The organism is Providencia heimbachae ATCC 35613 (genome assembly GCF_001655055.1).
GTDB lineage: Bacteria > Pseudomonadota > Gammaproteobacteria > Enterobacterales > Enterobacteriaceae > Providencia > Providencia heimbachae.
Genome location: NZ_LXEW01000053.1, coordinates 13,636 through 35,928, shown reverse-complemented (window position 1 = coordinate 35,928; position 22,293 = coordinate 13,636). Strand labels below are relative to the sequence as shown.

The 22,293-nt window shown below is 41.9% G+C and carries 31 protein-coding genes and 1 pseudogene; 9 read left to right on the top strand and 23 right to left on the bottom strand.

Annotated elements, in window-relative coordinates:
* Window positions 1-64: 64 nt before the first annotated feature.
* The 22 genes and pseudogenes from M998_RS18945 to M998_RS18835 form a co-directional block, all read right to left on the bottom strand.
* Window positions 65-2,119 carry a ClpP-like prohead protease/major capsid protein fusion protein gene (locus M998_RS18945; RefSeq protein WP_375342657.1) on the bottom strand — a complete coding sequence of 685 codons (2,055 nt, stop codon included), beginning with the start codon at window positions 2,117-2,119 and terminating at the stop codon, window positions 65-67.
* Window positions 2,058-3,575 carry a phage portal protein gene (locus M998_RS18940; protein WP_068910323.1) on the bottom strand — a complete coding sequence of 506 codons (1,518 nt, stop codon included), beginning with the start codon at window positions 3,573-3,575 and terminating at the stop codon, window positions 2,058-2,060. Before M998_RS18940 ends, M998_RS18945 begins: the two co-directional genes overlap by 62 nt.
* Window positions 3,575-3,787 (bottom strand): DUF6148 family protein, encoded by a 213-nt coding sequence (locus tag M998_RS18935; RefSeq protein WP_068910321.1) that lies wholly within the window; start codon window positions 3,785-3,787, stop codon window positions 3,575-3,577. The genes M998_RS18940 and M998_RS18935 overlap by 1 nt, the downstream gene beginning before the upstream one ends.
* Window positions 3,784-5,898 (bottom strand): phage terminase large subunit family protein, encoded by a 2,115-nt coding sequence (locus M998_RS18930; protein ID WP_068910319.1) that lies wholly within the window; start codon window positions 5,896-5,898, stop codon window positions 3,784-3,786. The genes M998_RS18935 and M998_RS18930 overlap by 4 nt, the downstream gene beginning before the upstream one ends.
* On the bottom strand, window positions 5,898-6,380 hold the full coding sequence (locus M998_RS18925) for a DUF1441 family protein (RefSeq protein ID WP_068910317.1): 483 nt from the start codon (window positions 6,378-6,380) through the stop codon (window positions 5,898-5,900). The genes M998_RS18930 and M998_RS18925 overlap by 1 nt, the downstream gene beginning before the upstream one ends.
* A gap of 295 nt (window positions 6,381-6,675) precedes the next feature.
* Window positions 6,676-6,840 (bottom strand): hypothetical protein, encoded by a 165-nt coding sequence (locus M998_RS19595; RefSeq protein WP_156510945.1) that lies wholly within the window; start codon window positions 6,838-6,840, stop codon window positions 6,676-6,678.
* Complete coding sequence (locus M998_RS18915; protein ID WP_068910314.1) at window positions 6,830-7,525, bottom strand: hypothetical protein; 696 nt, start codon at window positions 7,523-7,525, stop codon at window positions 6,830-6,832. The genes M998_RS19595 and M998_RS18915 overlap by 11 nt, the downstream gene beginning before the upstream one ends.
* 933 nt (window positions 7,526-8,458) lie before the next feature.
* Window positions 8,459-9,028 (bottom strand): hypothetical protein, encoded by a 570-nt coding sequence (locus M998_RS18910; protein ID WP_068910312.1) that lies wholly within the window; start codon window positions 9,026-9,028, stop codon window positions 8,459-8,461.
* The gene (locus tag M998_RS18905; RefSeq protein WP_068910310.1) at window positions 9,025-9,417 is read right to left on the bottom strand and encodes a M15 family metallopeptidase; all 393 of its coding nucleotides are present in this window, start codon (window positions 9,415-9,417) and stop codon (window positions 9,025-9,027) included. The genes M998_RS18910 and M998_RS18905 overlap by 4 nt, the downstream gene beginning before the upstream one ends.
* The gene (locus M998_RS18900) at window positions 9,410-9,721 is read right to left on the bottom strand and encodes a phage holin family protein (RefSeq protein ID WP_311136302.1); all 312 of its coding nucleotides are present in this window, start codon (window positions 9,719-9,721) and stop codon (window positions 9,410-9,412) included. Before M998_RS18900 ends, M998_RS18905 begins: the two co-directional genes overlap by 8 nt.
* Window positions 9,722-10,629: 908 nt before the next feature.
* A complete protein-coding gene (locus M998_RS18895) occupies window positions 10,630-11,181 on the bottom strand; it encodes a DUF1133 family protein (RefSeq protein ID WP_068910308.1) in 552 nt (183 codons plus the stop codon).
* Between the two features lie 31 nt (window positions 11,182-11,212).
* Window positions 11,213-11,554, bottom strand: a pseudogene (locus tag M998_RS19970) (DUF968 domain-containing protein); the annotation flags it as partial.
* Window positions 11,555-11,748: 194 nt separating this feature from the next.
* A complete protein-coding gene (locus M998_RS18885; RefSeq protein ID WP_068910304.1) occupies window positions 11,749-12,135 on the bottom strand; it encodes a RusA family crossover junction endodeoxyribonuclease in 387 nt (128 codons plus the stop codon).
* A complete protein-coding gene (locus M998_RS18880) occupies window positions 12,120-12,524 on the bottom strand; it encodes a hypothetical protein (protein ID WP_068910302.1) in 405 nt (134 codons plus the stop codon). The genes M998_RS18885 and M998_RS18880 overlap by 16 nt, the downstream gene beginning before the upstream one ends.
* Window positions 12,517-12,687: a Lar family restriction alleviation protein gene (locus M998_RS20135; RefSeq protein WP_232007551.1), complete on the bottom strand. Its 171-nt coding sequence runs from the start codon at window positions 12,685-12,687 to the stop codon at window positions 12,517-12,519. Before M998_RS20135 ends, M998_RS18880 begins: the two co-directional genes overlap by 8 nt.
* A gap of 8 nt (window positions 12,688-12,695) precedes the next feature.
* Entirely contained in the window at window positions 12,696-13,043 is a 348-nt protein-coding gene (locus M998_RS18870; RefSeq protein ID WP_068910298.1) for a hypothetical protein, read from the bottom strand.
* Window positions 13,040-13,684, bottom strand: coding sequence for a phage N-6-adenine-methyltransferase (locus M998_RS18865; protein ID WP_074379451.1), 645 nt, complete (start codon window positions 13,682-13,684; stop codon window positions 13,040-13,042). Before M998_RS18865 ends, M998_RS18870 begins: the two co-directional genes overlap by 4 nt.
* A complete protein-coding gene (locus tag M998_RS20130; protein WP_068910294.1) occupies window positions 13,684-13,929 on the bottom strand; it encodes a hypothetical protein in 246 nt (81 codons plus the stop codon). The genes M998_RS18865 and M998_RS20130 overlap by 1 nt, the downstream gene beginning before the upstream one ends.
* Window positions 13,929-14,978, bottom strand: a complete 1,050-nt coding sequence (locus tag M998_RS18855; RefSeq protein WP_068910293.1) for a helix-turn-helix domain-containing protein — start codon at window positions 14,976-14,978, stop codon at window positions 13,929-13,931. The genes M998_RS20130 and M998_RS18855 overlap by 1 nt, the downstream gene beginning before the upstream one ends.
* An 8-nt stretch (window positions 14,979-14,986) precedes the next feature.
* On the bottom strand, window positions 14,987-15,166 hold the full coding sequence (locus tag M998_RS18850; protein ID WP_068910291.1) for a DUF4222 domain-containing protein: 180 nt from the start codon (window positions 15,164-15,166) through the stop codon (window positions 14,987-14,989).
* A 189-nt stretch (window positions 15,167-15,355) separates the two neighbouring features.
* Window positions 15,356-15,922, bottom strand: coding sequence for a YmfL family putative regulatory protein (locus tag M998_RS18840; RefSeq protein ID WP_068910287.1), 567 nt, complete (start codon window positions 15,920-15,922; stop codon window positions 15,356-15,358).
* 58 nt (window positions 15,923-15,980) lie between these two features.
* A complete protein-coding gene (locus M998_RS18835; RefSeq protein ID WP_068910285.1) occupies window positions 15,981-16,193 on the bottom strand; it encodes a helix-turn-helix transcriptional regulator in 213 nt (70 codons plus the stop codon).
* Window positions 16,194-16,334: 141 nt separating this feature from the next.
* On the opposite strand from M998_RS18835, the gene M998_RS18830 reads away from it, so the two are divergent.
* Window positions 16,335-16,835, top strand: a complete 501-nt coding sequence (locus tag M998_RS18830) for a helix-turn-helix domain-containing protein (RefSeq protein WP_068910284.1) — start codon at window positions 16,335-16,337, stop codon at window positions 16,833-16,835.
* Window positions 16,836-17,011: 176 nt separating this feature from the next.
* On the top strand, window positions 17,012-17,446 hold the full coding sequence (locus M998_RS18825) for a hypothetical protein (RefSeq protein WP_068910282.1): 435 nt from the start codon (window positions 17,012-17,014) through the stop codon (window positions 17,444-17,446).
* Between the two features lie 268 nt (window positions 17,447-17,714).
* On the opposite strand, the gene M998_RS18820 is transcribed toward M998_RS18825, so the two are convergent.
* Window positions 17,715-17,984, bottom strand: coding sequence for a hypothetical protein (locus M998_RS18820; protein WP_068910280.1), 270 nt, complete (start codon window positions 17,982-17,984; stop codon window positions 17,715-17,717).
* 108 nt (window positions 17,985-18,092) lie between these two features.
* On the opposite strand from M998_RS18820, the gene csrA reads away from it, so the two are divergent.
* From csrA to M998_RS18785, 7 genes are all read left to right on the top strand, one after another.
* Window positions 18,093-18,278 (top strand): carbon storage regulator CsrA, encoded by a 186-nt coding sequence (gene csrA / locus M998_RS18815; protein WP_068910278.1) that lies wholly within the window; start codon window positions 18,093-18,095, stop codon window positions 18,276-18,278.
* A gap of 151 nt (window positions 18,279-18,429) precedes the next feature.
* A complete protein-coding gene (rdgC, locus tag M998_RS18810) occupies window positions 18,430-19,332 on the top strand; it encodes a recombination-associated protein RdgC (protein ID WP_068910276.1) in 903 nt (300 codons plus the stop codon).
* An 83-nt stretch (window positions 19,333-19,415) separates the two neighbouring features.
* A complete protein-coding gene (locus M998_RS18805) occupies window positions 19,416-20,093 on the top strand; it encodes a hypothetical protein (RefSeq protein WP_068910274.1) in 678 nt (225 codons plus the stop codon).
* A 22-nt stretch (window positions 20,094-20,115) separates the two neighbouring features.
* On the top strand, window positions 20,116-20,586 hold the full coding sequence (locus M998_RS19460; protein ID WP_082913050.1) for a hypothetical protein: 471 nt from the start codon (window positions 20,116-20,118) through the stop codon (window positions 20,584-20,586).
* A 2-nt stretch (window positions 20,587-20,588) separates the two neighbouring features.
* Window positions 20,589-21,263, top strand: coding sequence for a hypothetical protein (locus M998_RS18795; RefSeq protein ID WP_068910272.1), 675 nt, complete (start codon window positions 20,589-20,591; stop codon window positions 21,261-21,263).
* Between the two features lie 2 nt (window positions 21,264-21,265).
* Window positions 21,266-21,694, top strand: coding sequence for a hypothetical protein (locus tag M998_RS18790; protein ID WP_068910270.1), 429 nt, complete (start codon window positions 21,266-21,268; stop codon window positions 21,692-21,694).
* A 9-nt stretch (window positions 21,695-21,703) separates the two neighbouring features.
* Entirely contained in the window at window positions 21,704-22,273 is a 570-nt protein-coding gene (locus M998_RS18785; protein ID WP_068910268.1) for a 3'-5' exonuclease, read from the top strand.
* Window positions 22,274-22,293 lie beyond the last annotated feature (20 nt).

Below are 22,293 nucleotides of genomic sequence, written 5' to 3'. Positions count from 1 at the left end.
AAAAGCCAGATTTTAGGTATAAAAAAAGCCCATTAGGGCGAGAGATAAATATTAAGAAAACAAATTAGGCTTCGACGCGTACCAACCCACGATAATCTATTGGTGCAACACCGGCATCGATACGGACTTTGGTGGTTACGCCGTCAGCGGTGAAACCTTCCTGTTGGTCAATATACGGAATATCAACGCCATTAAGGTAAGCCACTTCAATCGTATCCGTACCTTTTGCAGATGCCATGTACCAAGTGGTATCACTTTTGTTATCTAAACGTGGCTCAGTGATAATCTCAGCAATATTGCGGATGGGGTTGATGATATTTGAGTTAACATCCGCACCTTTAACACTGCCAGAACCCACAACTTGGATTGCTGCTATTTCTAGCGCTGTCGGCACGATCATAAAGGCAGGACGAATATTTAACGCTCTCTCCCCTTCTTTTTGCTTGCGCATTGCCGTTCTACCCAGTCCGATCGTATCAACGTCCATACCGCCTTTCAGGGTGTTACCACGATCTGAACCAAATAATGCTTTACCATCAGACTGCATTTTTTTGTTATCGGTCAGGACAACATAAACCAAGTCACCAATCGTTGCTTTCGCCGCACGGCCGAGTTTCATCGGCACATCCGTTAACATGGACATGTCATCATTAATGATGGCTTGGCGAGAAATGCTGAACAACTCACCATAGGTTGCCAGTGCAATCGTCTCTTTTTTATCCCCTGTCGTGACGTATTTGTATTCAGCGCCTTCTCTCACCTGACGAAGTGAGTTAAAGCCACCCATACCTACGCGGGTTGCTGTTTTGAAATCGCTCAGCTGCCCTTTTTTGGTCCATAGATCAAACGTCTCTTCCGCTTCCGTCCAGCCCAGCAAAATGGATTTATTGGCGACATCCAAGAGGATGTTACCAAAATCAGAAGTGGTGTGCGTAAATGCCATTGCGATCATTTGCATTGGGTTGTAATTGGCGACACCCACACCTCGCTCAGTCAGTGACATGCGGGCAAGCTCACGCAGTGTCATGTTATTGAATTGATTGTCACCCTGTAATTCTTCATGGCCTGCGCGGCTCATTAAGGACGCACGAACACTATCACCGATAATGTTCCCGTTGTTTGCATAAATATGTGCGCCATAATTCGCGGTGTTAGTTGGGGTTGTATCTTTAGCGACCAAGTCTAGGACTTTATCTTTTGCCTGTTCAATAGTGCAATTAATATCCGTAATGCACTCAACCATTAAGTCGCTATGCTTCCCACCGAACATGGCAAATAAATTTTTAATGCCATTCATGCGAGATTGCTCGGCTTGTCGTGCTTGTGCTTGAATACCTGCCGTATCAGGTTGCGGTGAATTCGCGGGTTGAGGTTGTGGCGCAGGATCTGCAATCGGTGCAGTCGTATTGCGTGGGCTTGTTAGGCTGTTTTTTAAATTATTTTTTAATGTACTTGGCATGGATTTAAATTCCTCAATGCGTTTAGATGAAAGACTGGCCATCGCTTTAATTGGCTCAATCACTGTGTCAGCAAAGCCGTGCTCCACGCACTCCTCAGCCGTTAACCATGTTTCTTCACCGAGCATGGCTTCGAGTTCTTCTCGGGTTTTCCCTGTTTTCGCCATATACGCAGGGATCAGGACGTTTTCCACTTTATCAAGCAGGTCAGCATAATCACGCATATCACTGGCATCACCCGCAGAGACTCCCCAAGGCTTATGGATCATCAACATTGCATTGGTCGGCATAATGACTTCATTACCCACCATCGCAATGACAGAGGCCATTGACGCCGCTAGCCCATCAATAAAAACGGTAATGTGGGCATTGTGATTTTTAAGTTGGTTATAAATCGCGATGCCTTCAAAGACCTCACCTCCGGGTGAATGGATATGAAGGTTGATGTGATTGATATTGCCAAGGGAAATTAAATCTTCGGTAAATCGCCGGGCGCTGATCCCCCACATGCCAATTTCGTCATAAATATAAATGTCTGCTGAGGTTTCACTGGTCGCTTTCATTTGAAACCAGTTTTTCTCCGGCGCTGACATTAACGGTTTACTCGTCATCGTCGTCATCGTCGTGCTGTTTTTTGGCAGCATGAGATGCATTCTTTTCATCTGCATTATCGTTACCTTTGTCATTGGCTGGGTCAGTGTCAAATTGCAGCCCCAGTCGTTCATTTTCATCAATTTCCGCTTTACGGCGGCGCTTAACTTCCGCTGGATTACCACCTCTTGCGCGCACCCAATCACTTTCGGAGGCTGCACCACCCCGTATTTGCGCTTTCCATGCATTGGATTCTTTGAGCGGATCAATCCACGGCATAACAGGGCCGCTGTAAGTCGCATTAAAAAGGGAGTCCATATCGGTATCAAGAGGAACGCTAATAACCCCTGAAGCAATTGCCATTTGCAACCACTGACGATAAACGGGACGGCTGACAGACCCACAAAAGGTGTCCTGTAGGATGTAATAACCCTCAAAAGATTCCACTAACTCTTGTCGCTGTGAGCTGTATGTGCCGTTGTAATCTCGGGCAATACTGGAATAACTCCCGCGACTACCAGCTGCAACCGCGCGCAACTGCCCATTTCGGAAATTTTCAAGGTTTTGATTGGGCCGGTCTGATTTGATCATGCCGACTTCTTCGCCGGGTAGGAGGTCATCATAAATAATGCCCGGCTCTATCATGATGTTGCGATCTTTCTTTACTTCATCGTCATCGTATGCCGTTGCATCACCTTTTTTGATGTACATCCCTAATGAAGCCGCAATTCTTGCCGCTGTCAGCTCAGCATCTTCATAGTCTTTCAATGAGCTCAGGCGCATTAAAATACCGGAAAATAGACTATTGCCCCGTAATTGATGCAGTCGGCGAACATATTTAAGGTGAAGCATGTTTTCAGCTTGAATGGACTTAAGATCTCCCATTTGCTGACCTGTTGTTAACAAGCTTTTGTAAACAAAATAAGACTGGGGTCGCCCCCAATTATTGAGCTGAATACCTTGTCGGATCCCCTTTCCGGTATCACCAAGATGAATAGGCACAAAATCCGGCTCTAGCGCCTCAAGCCAAAAGGGAATGTTAGCTTGCTTATCTAGCCCCTTTTGGTTTCCTTTGACCAGTTGAGCAAAGACCTCACCATCCCGTAACCATGTTCGCACCAAAAGCCGCTCAAGCATCGGGCGGGTATATTGGCCTGTGACTTCGGGTTTTATTGACCATTCTGACCATGCGACTCTTATTTGTTTCGCCAGATCGGCATGAATTTCACCGGTTAATGAAAGCGGTTGAGGCTCAACAATAATCCCTTTCCCTCCGACAATACGCTCTTCCATCTTGTCGAGAATACCAATCACCAGGTCATGATTGTTGTCCAGCCACCGCGCTTGCTCACGCAACGATTGCCCTCCAATTTGGGTCAACTGATTGGCATTTCGATTTTCACGCCTTGCCTTATGAAGTCGGGTTGGGATAGCCGCTTCATAGGCTTGAATTTGTAATCGCGATTTCAAGCGGCTGCTACCCCAAGTTGGCGCAATAACCGATATCGCTTTATCCAGAAAATTCATTAGAACCTCGCCAATTTATAACCGGGTGATTTACGGCTTGAGGTGCTACTCTGTGAATATCGCCGCTCCCAATATTCTCGCCCCTTACGAATTTCGCTGAGGTTTTCCATTGTCATTGATTGGCCGTTAAACGTGATGCTTTTCCCCTGCAGTATTTCCATTTCTGCTTTTAGATAAGCATCCATCATTTCTTTAATTTGTTCACGGGTCATACCCATCCCCCAGAGGTTGAAGACACAGGAGTCCATGCCGAAATTGCGCTAGGCTTGGTTTCTTGTGTTTCTGTTTGAGTTTGAATTGGTTTAGATGCAGGAGAAGGTCGATTAGTGACAGGACGCGATGACTGAACATCATTAATGTCCGGTAACTGAGCCCACTTCGGTGGGGTCTCCCATTTTATTTTTTCGTACCCGAGTAAAATAACCAATGCATGCGCATAAACCGTTAAGTCAAACGCTTCGTTAGCCCCTTTGCCCGGTTTAGACCATTTCCCGCTGCTGTCACGCTCTTCATACGTTAACTCATCGTAAAAAGAATCATCAAGCCAGTCAGGGAAGTGAATGTAATTCGGCCCTATCGTTTCACGCCCAAGGTGAGCGGAAATGCGATCTTTTAATTCATTGGTTTGCAGTAAATAGATAGGAACATCACCACGCGCTTTTGCCCGTCGGTCTGAACGGTCAGTATTATCTGGGTAGGATTTGGTAATCAGTTTACTTTTTGCTTTACCGTCCCCTTTAAATAAATACACACGGCGCGCTAATCCCTCTTTTTTGCATTTGCGCCAAAATTTATAAGCGTTATCCGTTACCCCTTCTTCTCCACCGGTATCCACCGCCATGGAGTGAATGCCCATTTCGCTATTTTCATGATCTTGAAGTGGATAGGTTTTATCAAGTACATCAGAAATAAGCACATCCCAATCTTCTGCATAGGAGGAAGGGTTAATTTTTTCGGCTTCGCCCTCTTCGTTTGAACGAAATGATCGAGTGATGTCAAAGCGGTCGACTATCCAGCGTTCACCTTTAGCCCCGTACCCAGTAACCTGAACGACAAAGCGGCGCTTTTTACCCCCTTGAACGTCAATGGTAGCCACAAGAAATCGAACATCTTTAGGCACTGAACCGTAATCCCAACATTCCGCACGATCCTTAAGCTCATCACCACTGCGCTGTTCTTGTGCTATTTTTGGTAGGTAAGGCAACCCCCAGTCGGTATTAATGGCTGCTTTTAGGGTTTCTTCGCTACCTGTTTTTTCATAATCCAACTCACCTACAAGTAACTTATAAACCAATTGAGACCAAGTTTGATAAGCGGCTGCTGGCCCTTCCATCCAAAATGAGGCAATACGTGATCGCCGAGGCTCACCAGAAATATTGCCTTGTTTATCAATTTTCTGACCTTCAATTAACCAAATACCTTTGCTGTTTAACTCCCTTTTTTGCGATGGCTCTATCAAGCCTAAGCAATGAGGACACTGTAATCTTGCCGCCTCACTGGCGATAACAGGATCTACGTGGCTTCTGAACCCTGTCATGTTTTCTTTTGTTGGCTGAAAATACTCATTGCAGTGAGGGCAGGGCCAATACCAGCGACGACGGTCACCTCGATTATAAAGTGCCATTGTGCCCGTTGTTGGCGGGGCTTCATGTTCTGAGGTTCTTTTCCACTTAATGTCCGTAATGTCGCGACCCGGCGAGCTTTCAACCAGCGTCATGCCGGCAGACATAAAGGTTGTTGTTCGTTTTGATGCGAGAGAATAACCGTCCCCTTCGCCATCAATATCCTCTGGAAAACGGTCATAATCAGTCAATGCAACAAATTTAAAATCTGACGATGACATGACATTAATGGATGGCCAGCCCATTTTCAGAAAACTACCTGATAAAAAATACTTATCCAGTACGTTGTTATCGTTTTTTCGTGGGCTCAGTCGCTTAGCCACCTCAGCGCTTGCCCGAAAAGTTCTTGCAAGTCGTTTTTTGGAGTGTTCTTGTGCTTTATCCCGCGTCATTTGAACAATAAGCATGTCGGAAGGATCGCAAATAATGTTGTACACAACCCATCCATCAATCAAACCAATAGTTTTACCTGTTCTAGCCGGTCCCACAAATACAACGGCGTCGAATTCTCTTGACGCTAAGCAATTCATAGGTTCAACAATGTAGGGCGCAACGAGCGGATCCCAAGGAACGGAGTTGCCAGCGCCGACCGGCACTCGCATATATTTTGCTACGGCATCTGCAACAGGTATTCGGCGAGGGGCTCGCAAAAGTCCACCTACATCTTTCTTTATCGCAGCGGCAGTAATCTGCTTTATCATTACTCCTCCCCGCTATCCACCTCCTCTTCATTAATGACTCTTTCCGCAACTTGATCGCGTAAGTCATCGATAATACTTTGAACCCGAGAAACGGCTGAAGGCGCTAACGCGCAGTCTCTCTCCAAAATATCTGGCAGGGTTTCCAGTGTTTGTACAACAGCTTTTGCAAGAGAGGCGAACTCACGAGCAACATCGGACGCAAGAATTAATTCCCCTGTTTCCTGCTCAAACTTAAGGCGCTCACGCTCAGACTGATACCAGGCCTTTCGATCTTGCGGCAGCATTTCTTCACTAGAAACAGGAGGAGGTAATTTCATCAATTCCGATAATATTGATGTCAATGAGTACAATTTTAAATTTGAGCCATTCCCTCCGACGGGAGTGACATTTTTTAACCTTGCAGCCACTGTTTGCCGATGAACATCAGAAATCGCAGCCAATTGACTGACATTTAGTTTGAGATTTTTCAGTTCATTATCCATAAATATTTTTTCATTATTTACAAGGTTAACAGGTGGTGAGATTGAAAATCTCAAATAAATGAAATCCAAATATCGTTTTAAATAAGTGAAAAAACACACCAGTGATGAACAAAAAACAAGCAAATTCAACACCAGAATGAGATAAACCACAAGAAATACAGCAAGTTACGTCAGTGCTGACAGCCGATAAAAACACAAAAATTTCTCATTTTTCGCGTGGTCGCCGCCTCGTGGTAGGGGTACCCCCTCGGGAGTACCTTTTGAATTATTCATAAAATTAATCAATCTAATGAATTTATGATTTCTTTGGTGGTGGAATTGGCTCGCCTTTACAACTGCGGACTGGTTGATATCCATTGACATCTTTCCTTTCATCTTTTAGCTGTTTATCAAGCTGAGCTCTAAATCGATTCGGACTATCAAAGCCTTCACTCCCCATAAATACCTCTCTATTGATCATTAACTTTTGCGGTTATTTTAGATAGTACTTGCTTCACTCCCTTTCTTGCGCCCTCTTTTGCTGCTTGTTGCATTGCATCATCTATTGCTTGCTCACTAGCAGCTTGCGTACATTGCATGGCTGTAATTGAAGACTGCAGTTGGCTAAACTTATCCTCAACCATCCGATTAAGCTTTTCGAATTCTGACTCTTCATGAGATATTGTCTTTTCTAATCGAGTGATAGCAGCTGATGATTTCAATGCGATTGCAGCATCGGAGCTTTCACGACCCATATATCCCTCTGAACCAAACAAGATTGAGCCATCATGCATGATTGATATACCACAAATTCGGTGGGCTACCTTTGCGTCAAAGTCTTTTGATTTAATGCTATCGGGGTCAAGCTGAGCGTGGGTAGACTGTTTCTTATCGTCATAACAAACGCCAGTTCTTATTGTTGTGGTGGGTGATTGTATTGCTATCTTTTCAATCGCCGCTTTGTCAATGAATGCCTCATCAATAAATACCTGACCATTTGTAACAAAAAACTTATCAGCACTAAATCCAACGCTTGTTGATTGCTTCAGTCCTGTACTAACCATCAGCCCTTCAATGCGCTTTAGCTGTGCTTCCAACTTATCTAAGTCAGTGCTATCGACTGACATCTTTATAGATAGAGTGGCTATTTCTTTTTTATCTGACATGACTGTCTCCACAAATGAAAAAGCCACCAGTGATTAGCTGATGGCTATGAACCTTTACAAATATAAGATGGCTATTCGTTGGTAATAGCGTACTGTCAGTGAACTCATGCAGTACACCCGTTTTATTGGGGCATAATAATAAGATATACCGTAGCCCATATTTCAGACCCTCATTAGACACGCGGGTCTATTTTTTTATCCTATTTATCGCTTCACGCGTATATCGATTATCTATTCCGTATTTAGTAACAATTTATTAATAGATTGATTGATTTTTACTGATATTATTTACGTACCCATATGACATTTGGGTTATTCGTAAACAAAAAATTAATATCGTTGAACTCCTTGCCTCTGCCTACAGGGGCTTTTTTTTTACCCTCTACGTCACAACTCCCTTGCGCCTCTCATTATCATTAGTTCCATTTGCATATTTAAAATTACCCGCTAAGCTTTGTATGGATATCATATTAATCATCAACGCTGTTTTTTAGCCCAATTCTCTGTGGGCTATTTTTTTGCCTGTAAAAAGTCTCTTTAATAATGAGGGTATTATTTTTTGAGATGTATGAACGATAAGTGCTCTTTTTTTACTTTCCGGAAAAATTAAAGTCCAGATATTTACCTCAAGAGGCGAGTTAACGGCAATTAAATATAAAGCAATGAGTTAAGATTAACTAAAGCTCCCTGCGGTGTTAAGCTCGTATTAGATTGGTTTTCCCTGGTTGATATCCTTCCCCTCAAAAGTGGGGGGATTTTTTTATCTATTGATTTTAATTTCCCGTATTGCTTTCTAAATACTGAATTTGCTCATATAAGTGATATGTTATTTCAGCCCAGCAAAATCCACTTCTTTTGATAATTTGCTCGAATGACTGACTGTTACCATATTTACGTGCATATGCCTTATATGCTTCTTTGGCTATTTCGATGTCAATCTCTCTTAGGGGAGTTTGTTGTACTGGAACTTTCATGTCGTTCAGCCTCTATTTTTCGTATAGCCTTAAACCGTGCATTACCGCCATCAATCGTTGATATCAACGGATCAATCCAGAGTGCCGCTTGGCAATACGTTATCTTGTCGGAGGTAATGGGACTATCATGGGTTGAGTTAGAATTTCCGGTATCGGTGTACATTGCGCTGGTACGTAAACCTTTCGCGTAGTTGTACAGCCGGTTAGCAATATCATCAGGGATATACAAATCACAGGTAGGCTCTTTTTGGAGTATTTTTCGATACTCGATAACTCTATTTTCTGAATTTGCATCAGTGGTAATTCCATAACGATAGGCAGTGGTGGATATTTGATTGAAGCGGTTGAATTCAAATGATTGTTTGACTATAACTTCGGATTGTTTGGCGTTATCACTTTCCAATTGAACATTATCTTTTTTCAGTGAAATGTAATTATCCTTTAAGTTGCCGTAATCATGTATTACCCAACCAAGCCAAGCAACAAGGATCAAGCAAGCACTCGCTAATACTTTGGTTAGCGTATTCATGCCGAATATGACTTATGTGACAGCTGGAAATGAGGGCCATCTTTAAAGCTTTTCCAATTACCACCCCATTCGACATCGATACCAAACTCTTTACCCGCTTGCAGCATGGCATCAGCAACTAATTTAAACTTAGACCAATCATTCCATGGTATTTCACGATTGACCAATGGCGCGCAATCCACCGCGTGGCCTGTTAAATGCCGGCTATTCATCGTCTGGCTAGCGCCATTTTTTACTAATTGGCGTTGCCGTGCTTCAGTTCTCTTGCCTTCAATGACCATGAAGTCAATGCCAGTTAGCTCAATTGCTCTACGTGTCACTTTCACCAAATCAGGATGAACGCCTCGTAGATTTTCTTCACTGCGATTACTGAATTTAAATTTACTCACCTGATACCTTCCTTAAAAAACGCTTTTCAATTGTTTTAATGAGTTCAGCACCAGACCAACCAGCGAAGCCAGCAGCTCCACCAGCTATTTCAGGAACCCATTGATAGTAACTAGATGCAAGAAACACAATTGCACCAGCAAATACCGCAACAATTGCTTGTAAGATAAAAGTCCGCCAGCTGAACTTCTCTCCATTTAAAACCTTATATGCATAGCTGGCAGCCACACCGAGCATGGTCATCAATAAGATAAGCATCTCGCGGAACCAGCTATAGTTATTTGGATCTCTATGTGGCATACGCATATCCACCCCCAACGGAGTGCCCGACATTTAGTTAATAGGCAGCCACCAGCAACGTCATTGCAGTAATTAAACATGTTGATAGTGATTTGCGGTGGCTATATACGAAAAAGGCCACGCAACGCGCAGCCCTTAGAATAATTTTGGAATATTTTGTTGCTTGAGCTAGCTGGACCGCCATCGAGGCATCGAACCCCGACTCTTAGTTTCGCTAAGACTAAATACTCTTCCAGTTGAGTTAATGGCGGGTAGGTATTATTTAAACCAGTAAACTAATGCGAAGGTCGTCAAAGTCAATACAGCGATAGTTAACATACCTTCTGCAATTGATAGAATTCGGTGGTATAGCGCGTTCTGATCCATAAGGCTTTCCTTTGGATACCGCATCTATTGTTTAGATAAAAGCTCGCAGGTGCAAGATTTGCTGTTTATAGCAATGGGGTATAGTGACCTAAGCACTATAGCATGTCGGCTGTGAATTAGCGCGGTTAATAACCAGAAAGCAAAAAAACCCGCCATTACTGACGGGCTTGACCGGGATAATGATTCACAACTGATGTGGTTCGCTATATAAATATAGTCAATGAATTTAGTTGTGCAAGTTAGTAGTTATTGATTATTTAATCCAGTATGGAATAGCCACAAATAGAAGTATCAATACTAATGCCGCCATTACAGTTTGTAATGCACCAATAAGCCACATAAAAAACTCCTTTATAATTTTCAACTAACCTGACAATTGTTTGCTGTTATATAAAGTTAGTAGTTTTTGTTGTGTTGTAAAGTTTTGTATGTATTTATAACAAAAAACCCCGCATTGCGAGGTCTTAAAAATTCGTATCCTGCCTTGCGTGTAAAGCTTCGCGCAGCATATACAAAAACTATAACTTTATCGGCAAAATAGTCAAGCTTTATTCACTGTAATGATACTTACAGTCGAATTCGTCACGCATTGGACGATATAGCATAAATTCAGCAACGTTTAGCCATGCCTTGACTCTGTCCTGATATGTACGTAAACAGTAACGCCCATCTTTCTCACAAAGCTCTAATGCAATTTCATACTTGGATTTCTTATAAACGTAATGCTGCTTGAGAACATCCAATAAGCCAGCATCAGCATTCATAACCTCACAAATGACCTTATCCATTTTGCCGCCTTCCACATCCGAACAGAACCACATGCTACTTAATGTTTTTTTATCCTTGAACTCTTCCAAAAATATTAATAATGTTTCTTTAGATAGCCCAGATGTGCGCATTCTCTTCATTGCATCTTTTAAGGCTTTTTTGGTGATTGTCGGTTCTTCTAATAATTGATTAAACATACCTGCAGCACTTGAGTTTTTACTAAATGCCGCCCATCTGCCCCACATAGTTAAACGCCCACGGATCCACACGCTTTCCAATGTACGTAATTTAAAATGCTCTTCGCTTTTACCTGTTGTTAATGGATAAATCACTTAATACCTCTTTAGCAGGCCGCACCCTGCATTAACCGAAAACACCTAGCGCCGCTGAACGGTCTAGAAATTTAAATAACAAAATAATTTGGCTTCCGTGCTCACGTTCCCATCCCTTTTGATCGTCATGTAGATTTCGATGATGAATTCTACATAGAGGAATAGTGAACAAATCATGGGATTTAGTACCAATGCCGCCTTGACCGTGACCAATGATGTGATGCGCATCATCCGCTGTAGCGCCACATACGCAACATGGTTGCTTCTTCACCCACTGTAGGTATTTCGTACTTTCCCAGCGCTTAAGTTTTGGCTTTAGCATGAAACTAGCTGGTGGCTCGGGGTCAATGGTTAAATTTAATACAGGCTTTGATAACCGGACATCATTATATTGGTCGCTGAGGTATTGGTCAGAAAGAGAGATAAGGCCCGATGGTTGATGTTTTAATTCATCGGGTAATGTTGTGATCAGCATTCTGTCATTAAACATGTTAAGGCTTGCTCCTGGTCTAAACATCACAGCCTTAACTTCAGGAATAATGATTGAACTTAATATCCATTGGTAACTCATGATATTTTCTCCACATCTACATTGAGTACCCGTATCTCAATTTCAAACCGACCACCCTTTACGACTTCACACCAAGTGATATCAACGTGCCTAACCTGTACATCATCTTTCCAAACACCAGCATGTGTTAATGCATCGAAGGGGGCTTTCAAATAATTATCAATATCCATTCTGCGCTTTGTTGGCGGGTACATTCTCACAATGACTGATACATGCTCAGTGATTGCTTTTGGTCTTTTCCGTAACTGCTCATAAACAGCCGCTAGTGCATTCGCCCGAAACGCTCGCCCTTTTGTGCTGAGTAACGTTTTACCATTAATATTCCGCCAGCAAGCATTAACACTTGGAGGAAATGGCAATACGAGACTTAAAGATCTAGGCATATTTGGCCTCCACCAGAAACGATCGAGAACTCCCGACCATTAGCATTTAAATATTTACCCCAGTGCGCTTTACGGATGACTTCAGCTTGCTCAATAGTGAAGCTCGCCTCACGCAAGCCACCTTTATGACGTCGAACCATAAAGCCTTTCGCGTATAGCGGTTGGCAAATCGGACAATAATCCACGGTATCCATAAATCCAGCGGGACCAGAGAAAAAGATATTACTTTGCCATGTTGCACACTCACGACACATAGGGGCATCACAGGTGTGATTTTTTCTTAGTGTGATTATGTTTCCATTTTCATCTTCTTCAGCATCAAATCCCAAAAGGAAATCACATAGAAGTGTTGCCTTACCACCACAGAACATGCATTTATTGCTAGCCATTTGTCACCACCTGATTCCAAATTGCTACCGCTGATGGCTTGTCATTTACTGCAGGAGCTTTCACCCCACAACTATGGCAATAAACATAAAACCAAGTTCGATATTCAAGGGTTTGAAGATGTACATCTTCACTGCCACACTTGCAAGGCTGGATTTCTGGCATTTTATTTTTCACGCTCTTACCCCTGCTAACAGTGCATCAAATTTCAATACCAATGGGTTATGTGTTTTAGTAAGCTCTTTAACATCACAACGTAAATATTTATTCGTTTTCTTTCTGAATTTACTTGCAGCCTTATCTTTCTTCATTACTCGCTCATAAGCACCGCGCTGAATAATGTAAATCGTTGTTTTTCCATCCTTACGACCCGAGTTTTTAATTGCACGGCACTGAGATAAAAATTTAATCGTGCTGCTGGCATGGTTATCTGATGACGCATAAGAATCTTTAATTAGCTTCGTTGATAGCTCATGCCCAGCTTTAAAATCCTCAACAATTCGGATATGTAAAGGTTTCACGCTGCTACCTCCATCTTCTTCGCTAACCACTTAGCTTGCTCAATGAATGCTTTACCGCGCTGCTCTAATTCTTCGCGATTGATGTAATCAAAGGCTTTACCGGTCCATGTTTTATCGAATACAACGATTGCCCCGGCAAAGAATGCGCCGGTTGGTTTTTGTTTTTCATCAGCAGGGATAAACCACTTCGGAACATCAAAACCAATGCGACCACGGATAAAACAGATGTGATCTGCATTTTCTGGCCACCACACCTCACTAGTTGCCGCTTTCAAAAGGAAAACATAACGTCCACCCTTTTCACGCATCGCTGAAGCATGAGACATGATGTGACGAACACCAGTGATTGCCTGTTTTTCGTGGTATGACGATCGGGAATAAGGTGGATTACCAAAGGCAACACCGCCAATTTCTTTTAACTTTTCCGACCAGTCTTGAGTGAGCGCATTATCTTCAGCGGTGTAGAAATGAGGACATTTGCTATTTTGTCCATCGGTGAATAGATCTAAATTAAACGGGCCATATAGCGAATTAATACCCCAATAGATATCTTCTGGTGATTGCCACTGATCACCAACCTCTTTTAGGTAATGCGCAGGCCGAGTTTTAAGGGTGTTTAGAGCTTGAACGTATTTATTCATCAGATAGCACCTCGCTGCTGGTGGGGCTTCGCAAATAATCGGATGCGTTGGTATCGGCGATAAACATCAAAATGCACTGATAAGTAATTTAAATTGTTATGTTTTTTGCAAATATTTAAACAACCGCGATCAAAGTTCCAATCGGCACGTAGTCCACGAATAACCCACCAGCGGCGCAGTTGATGCAACATAGCGACCAAACCGAATACATTAGTTTCGTATACTTCTTTAGATTCACTACGCATCACGCTGTCACCTCTTTCGCTGCTTGTTCTACTGCTTGCATCCAAATTCCTGCCCACGCTTTACGACCTACAAAATCAGTCATGCGGCGAACGCCCGTTTTACCTGCTAGCTCAGCGGCAATTTCTTCAATGCGATTTTTGGGTTGTGAGCGAGAGCCGATAATTCTTGTGAACGCTTCATCACGTTCAACGGTATCCACTTTGATTTTTTGCTCGCCAGCAAGACGCAGGGTTAAATCATCCCACTGGGCGCGTAGTGTTTTCGGGCACTGAACATTCTTTTTCCAGAATTCGTCTTGACTAATGCGTTTGTAGAACTGGCAAATCTCTTTGTGGGAGTGACCGTCAATCTCGCTCATCAAGCGAACATCATTTGCCCATTCAGTGAAGTTAGGCTCCTTGGGGTCTTTCAAGCCAAGCTCTTTGAAAACTTCGCACTTGAGGCCAAACAACCACTCTGCGCATTTTAGGTCATTGGCTGAGCCCCACTTCTGGAAGTTAGTGCTGAAAATCACGGCTTCTGGATAACGGTTTAAAAAATCAATTTTCGACTGGTCGCTGGATTCGTTAGAATTCTGCGACGAAGAGTTAGTTATTGATGGATCTTGTTTTGAAGTTACTGACGGATCGCCCCCAGATTCTGGCGGGTCAAAACGGTTATTTTTGCTCGATTCTGACGGGACAGATTTTGAGGCAACAGATTTTGAGGGGTCAGAATTTGATGCGTCAGAATCTGGCGGTTGAGAAATTGCAGCCATCGCCGCTGAAGCTAATTTGCCAACATTTAATTGATAGATATTGCTCGTGTTGCGGTTACCTTTACGGCGTTTCTCACTTGATAACCAACCTGCTTTCTCTAAGTTTTTGATTGCTGTACGCACCGTACTTTCACCTGCGCCAATTTGACGGGCAATAGTGGGTACTGATGGCCAGCAAATACCTTCATCATTCGAGAAGTCAGCGAGACGTGCCATGATAGCAACTGAGGTTATCTTCAAACCTGCACTCGCACAGCCATCCCAGACATAACTTGATAGTTTTACGCTCATGCTGCTACCTACTTAACTTCTGTATAATGTTTTTTAAACTCAATGAGGGGCACAAAGCACGGATGCTCATAATTATCGAGCATGAAAATAACTCGCTGCTTTTGCCTATCCCACTCAATGACTTTGACGATGCGACCGCGCCTATCTTTAAAGCGCCGATTGAGGTTCTTATGCTTTTCATTGGACATAGCCCCTCTCCTTAGCTTCGTACTCCAGTAGAAACTTAGCGTTCCCCACAGCCCAATCAACATACCTGCGGTTTACGGGAGTCCAGCGACCCTGTACCATTAATTCATATTGAAAGTGCGGGTGAGAGCTACTGCATACACAACGAAGTTGCACTGCATTATGATTACCTGCTAGACTGCTCATGCTAATTACTCCACACAAATGTTGTTAGCAACCGACGCCTCGGACCGCAATATCTGGGGCGTCACCTTTTCTGCCCGACAAAACACGCGATAAACCAACGAAGCATGCTCTTGTAGCCTCGCGCTTGCCTGATACAACCTTTCTTCGATTTTCTCGCGCTCCGCATCATCTACTTCGCCATCGGCGATAGATTCCTTGATGCACTCGCAATATTCACCAATCGCAGATAAAGCCTCCATTAATCGGATGTTGATATCATCATTATCAATATCGCCAATATCAGGTTGCGGAATAAAAACACCACCAGACGCTTTAGCGACTGCATTCGCGATAAAATGATTACCGCTGGCTTGCTGGAGTACCATTGCCCACCCCATAGGGAATAGCTGATCTCCTTCAGTGCGTAAACGATTAAAAAGGGATTGAGTTGTTACACCTGATGGATTGTCAGTCTCTTTTTTACCTAGCCATTCTGGCGCTTCGTCATAACCACCCGGTAATGACGAGATTGTTTTTCTAATTGCAGCCACCAGCCATGCTGGTTGTTTATCTGCTTGCCAATTTTGTTTCATCCCACATCTCCTATAATTTTGCTGTGGTTAACACTTGCCATTAAATTGATAAAATGCCTTATCTTGAGGTGTAAATGTCATCGAATGTAATGGGTACCCCTCTTTCACCTGCAAGATTAATTACCCTGCTAGCGATATCCTGAGGAACTCTTTGACTACCTCTTTCGTAGTGGCTTATATTGCTTTGGGATACCTCAAGCAATGAGGCTAACTCAGACTGGGACAACCCAAGTTCTTTTCTAATTAGCTTTATGTTGTTACTTTTTTTCATGTAATCACCCTAAATGGAACCTTCACAGCGCTAAATATTAGTCCGACTACTAAATGAAAGCAATAGCCTTACTGTTTTTTGATTATTAGTACTTGTAATAGACTATTAAAAGCTACCCTATAATTCTGAAGACGCGAAGATATGCCAGCAAAACCATTAACAGATGAACAAAAATTTGATGCTGCTAGACTCAAGGCTTTATTCCAAGCTCAAAAGGGTCTAACTCAGGCTGTATTGGCTGATGATCTAGGGTTTGCCAACCAAAGTGCGGTTAGTCAATATCTGAATGGGCGCATCCCCTTAAACGTGGAGGTTGCGATAAAGTTCGCAGATAGATTTGGCTGTTTGGTTTCTGACTTCAGCCCGTCCTTGCAAAGTGAAATCAATAAGATAGCAAAATACTCCCTCCCCCTGCAGGTCTTACCGTCTGCTACTAAGGAGGCAGAGGAGCAGCTAATTATTTCATCCCTCAACTCAGCACCGGAAGAAAAAAAAATACTTATTAAGGCCATACTGCTAGACTCAAATCCTGACTGGATAGATGCAGACGCGAGAGCTTATATTGACTCGCTGGAGCTAAAAATACTAAGGTGGATTCAGACAGGAAAAAGCAACTCGTCCACTCAAAGGCTCAAGGCCTAAACTGATTTGCGTTAACGGAATTCAAGTCAATCCTCCACCGACCTTCCCCTAAACTTCCTCGCGAAATATTATTTATCCAATATTTATTAGTAAGAGTGTTGACTTAAAATATAAGTCGGACTAATATTAACTCATCAACAAAACAGATACTGATTTTAAATGTGTGGGGTGTCGGCGTGGTTAAGGATGATGCGAACAAATATCCAATGATAGTACCTGGTGAAGAAGTTGTTCGCATTTGCCCTTGTGATGAGTGCCAGGCAACGTTAAAAAAACTTATAGATGCCTACAATGACAAGAATCAAGCCAATAACATCGATAAAACGACCGAGCGTGGAATTTTTTCTGATATTGACCTTAGTGTAGAGGCGGCTCCCATGGAATTGAATTTGAGGTGGGTGATTAATCCACTCTCCAATGCCAATAAAAAAGACGCCAGCGGAAATAAAAGCGATCGGGATGGTGGGGTATCTATCCAAAATCCCCGTGCCATTCAAGATAAAAATAGCCGCACCGATGATGATGAGCGCCTTATACCAGTAATTGATTTCCATGCCCCTAAATGGGTTGTTTATATTAGACATATTGTTATGCGTATCCTGAAGAGGTAAGAGACTTCAATGATACCATCCACGAGCCGGGCGTGGTTAATTCCCGGCACTAATTGAATTTAACTGTGTGGGGTATTAGGTATGTGCAATGAATGCAAGTGCCAAGAAATTAAGCAAGCATTACTAGCTAGAGTTGAACATTTTGAAGACTCAGCCAATAGAGGAAAGCAATTCGCTGGGCTGGCAATTGTGCTTTCCGCTAAAGGTAGATTTATTTCGCAAGAACACCACGAAATGATGCTAAAAAGCTATGCCTCTTTTAGGCAAATCATCCACGAGTGTTTTGGATCATGTGAATAGATCGCTGCTCTGACATACCAGTGCCTTGAACTATTACTGAAATACTTTCGCCAGTAGTTTCATTATAAAAAGTTTCATCGCCTTCTATGTCTAAGTTGCCGCGGATAATATGGCCTTTTTCTACATCATATCCGCCTTGTAATTCAGCGACAGTATATTCACCATCTGAGTTCTGTATAACGATAAACCCTATTCGGTATTCATGATGAACAACAATGCCCTTAGTTGAATTGCACATATAAAAGATTCTCTTGGTTGTGTAGGGCTTCCAAGAATACCACAGCAGCCTGATGTGGCTAAGTTAGTTCAGGCATCTTATTAACATGTGGAGTAATGGAGTATAGGAATGCTAATTTTAACTCGTCGTGAAGGTGAATCTCTGAATATCGGTGATGATATTAAAGTCACTGTTCTGGGCATTAAAGGTAACCAGGTGCGGATTGGTATTGATGCCCCTAAAGATGTTCAGGTTCATCGTGAAGAAATATACAACCGGATCCAAGCTGAAAATAATAATGCCACTGCTAGTTGATTGTTGATGTTCTTGGCGGTGTTATGCCGCCCTTTTTCATAATACATAAGGCCACTGACTTTATGTCAGCCCATACTAGGTAATATGTCTTTATATATTGTCAGTGGTCTTATTTATCGTGTGGAGTTAATAATTATGTGGAGATTAACAGATGAAACGTTTTCCAATTACTAGCTGTGTTATTTTTAAAGCAGAATTACCCAGCGCTGAAGTTTTAGAAGAACATTTAAAAGAATTACCTTTTGTTGATATTTTAGAATCACATTCAGTTAGCTATGGTTTTATTCCTAACAAAATCACAGGCGAATTAGTTACACCAATTGAAGGTGGTTATATTATTACTTTTCGCATTGATGAAAAGATACTACCTAAGGCAGCTATTGCGTTTGAAGTTAATAGACGTATTGAAAAACTAAAAGAGCAAGGTACTGATGATTTCCTTGAGACTGAAATAAAGTATATTGCAATAGAAGAAATGCTTAAAGTTGCTCTAACTAAAACTAAAATTATCACTGCGCTTTATCATGTTGAAAAAGGCTTTCTTATCGTATCAAGCACTCGAAAACCAGAGCATCAAGCGCTTGTTAATTGTTTAATTAAGGCTTGCGGATCGGTAAAAACAGAAACAATTCACATTGACGATGCAAAAAATGGAATAACAACACGCCTAATAAACTATATCAATAGTGAACCATCAGCTGACTGTTTTGGTGGGCGATTATACCCTTGCAACTTCTACTTGCTGCAACGTAAGGTTGAGAAAAAATTAGAATCTGTTAAATACGACGCTGAACTGCACTATGTCCAACGTGAGTTAAGTGAGAGTTTATCAAATGGCTTTCGTGTCAGCCTAATGGAATTAGCCACTCTAGATATTGTCTTTAAATTAAGTGATAACTTCGAATTTAAGGGAATAAAACCAATTAGCGATGTTGACTGTGATGGTGATAGAGCTTTCCGTCATCGACATGTAAATTCTGTTTTTATGTTTTATATGATTGACACCATCGAGTTATTAATTGAATTATTAAAATACAAAGAAAAAACAGAATAACTATTTAGCCAATACCAAGGAATTTAATTCTCTTTATTAAGAGACGGACTTTTATTATCTAAATTTTGTGTGGGGTATTAACTATGTCTAGCCATGATAATGCAGAAAGACATTTTCAAAATGAAACCAAAAATCATGAGATGATTATTATTCATGAAGATGGCTTGTACAGACACGTTAGATTTAAACAACCTAAAACAAGCGTCTATTATTTCGACTTAGTTACATACCCCGGTTATTTGGTTTTTTCTGGTGATATGGGTACGTGGGTTTTTAGTCGATTACACGATATGTTCGATTTCTTTAGAGGAGATAGCATTAATGCTGGATATTGGGCTGAAAAATTGCAACATGGCGCGGGTGGCGGCAGAGATATAGCTAAAGAATATTCACAGGAAGAAACTGAAAAGTGCCTTAAAGGGATTTTTAATGATTGGGTTAAAGAAAACGAATTGGCATCTGATGATGGCTCAACACCAGAAGAAATTAAACAGTATCAACTCGAATACGAGCATCACAAAAGCGAATTAAACGATCTACTTAGAAACAGTGATGAAGAGTGGTCAATGATTGAGGCAATACAAAATATTTCAAATGGTGGCTTTGATTATTCTCCCTTTGAGGAAACTTGGGATTTGATATGCAAAGACTATTCTCATCATTATTTGTGGGCTTGCTTCGCTATTCAGTGGGGAATTAATAAATATAAAAATAATAAAGTAGCAATTAAAGCTATTGATACCTTTTTGTCATTTAAATAATAAATAGTGTGGAGTATTAAATATGCAACTTAGCCAAATTAATTTAATTTCCGCTATTTCTACTGAAATAGAAAAACAAATACCCGGTATACCTGCTGAACCTCGTTATATGAATGCCATTATTAAGGCTGCAACATTGGTTTGTGATGAATTCAAAAAGCCGCTTGTTAAAGCTTCTGAAGGTATAGGGCTTACTGCATGGCTTGCTAGTGATGATGTCGGCGCAAGCTCTAAATATATGGCTGCGGTGCTTTCAAAACGGTTTGATGCACCGAATCATTATCCTTTAGATCCTGCTGATTTAGGCCGCTGTATTCGATTGGTTAACGCCGTACCTGAATTTAAAGAACGACTATGGATAATGAGAGCACGGTCAATGCAGTGGTCTTTTGTTATTGACAACTGGGACAAATGGAAAGAGCTATACGACGCTGGTGAAGGTAAAAAGCTTTATCAAGAAATGAAATTAACTTACGAATCATTAAGGGATTAAGTATGAAAGAGCGCGGAATTATTTTTAATACTGAAATGGTACGCGCCATCCTTGATGGCCGTAAAACTCAAACTCGTAGCGTAGTTAAAGGCGCGACAAGCAATCATATCTTTCATGGTTGGGTAACATCAAGCATACACTCAAGGGATGAAGGTAGAGCCTGCTGGTCTAATAACACCCTGTCCATGCGTGGAAACTCTATTAGATTACATTGCCCGTTTGGTAAAATTGGTGATCGCCTTTGGGTTCGTGAAACATGGCAGGGCCCATTATTAGATTATGAGAACGCCAACCGGTTTTATGAAGCGCCTGAGCCATTTCAGATAACTGAAAATTGCGTATACAAAGCGGATGCTACTGCGGTGCCAGAGTATTTTGATGCTGATGACAATCTGAGACAGGGCTGGAAGTCATCATCACAAATGCCTCGCTGGGCTTCACGTATCACACTAGAAATTACTGATGTTCGAGTCGAGCGCTTGCAGGACATAAGTAAACAAGACGCGATTTATGAGGGAGCACCACGGGGGCATCATTCTATTGACGTAATTTCTAAGCGATTTGGATTTCCCGACTTCTCTCGTTCCTGGTTCGCTCAAATATGGATGGATATATACGGAGAAGATAACTGGGCTGCTAATCCGTGGGTGTGGGTTATTGAGTTTAAGCGAGTGTGATTATGAATAATAAAATACTTGAATTAGCCAAAGAATTGAAGGCCGATGCGTTATTAACCCGTAGATATCAAATTGCAAAATGCTCTGTATGGAGTGACCAGTTAATTGATCTGTGTGAGCATGTTGAGAAAATATCTCAAGCAAACGAAGATAGCACTAAATTAATTGAAGCCTTCTGCGCTGACGATGCTGAATGGCATAAGTTACTTGATGCAAGGGAGCAGGAAAACTTAACCTTGATTGGTTTGGTAGTTAAGTTAGCTGATAAATGTTCTGAAATGCAGAAGGAATTGGATCACATAAATAACCTAAATCCCATTGGTTACATGGAATCAAAAGGCGAGAAGTGGATCAGGATTCATGGCTTTACGCATATTAATGAAGAAAAAAGCAGGGCAAATAGCATCCCGGTATATCGCTTAAATAAATAAGGACTAACAATGAAATATAAACACTTAATGGTAGATTTAGAAACTATGAGCAATAAAGGCAATGCCGCTATTGTTTCTATTGGTGCGGTGGCTTTTGAACCTTTAACGGGTGAGATTGGCCCTACATTTTACCAAGTTATCGATTTAAGAAGTTGCGAACGTGCAGGCCTTCACATCGATGCTGACACGGTTCTTTGGTGGATGCGAAAAAGTAGTGAAGCCAGAGCCGCAATTGTTGCTGAGGGCACTGATTTGTCATTAGCCCTTTCTAATTTGTGCGCATTCTCCCGAAAAAACCTAACTGATGATGTTCAAGTGTGGGGTAATGGCGTTGATTTTGACAATGTTATTTTGCGTAATGCTTACAACGCTACAAAATTAGAGCCATTCTGGGAGCATTGGAATAATCGCTGCGTGAGAACCATTGTTGAACTAGGGCGCAATACCGGCATTGACCCAAAAACTACACTCCCTTTCGTGGGTGTACTTCATAACTCTTTAGATGATGCAATTCATCAAGCTAAGTATGTGTCTATTATCCACCAGCACTTAATCAAACCAGTTAACGACGATATTTAATTTTAAATCTGTATGCGGCA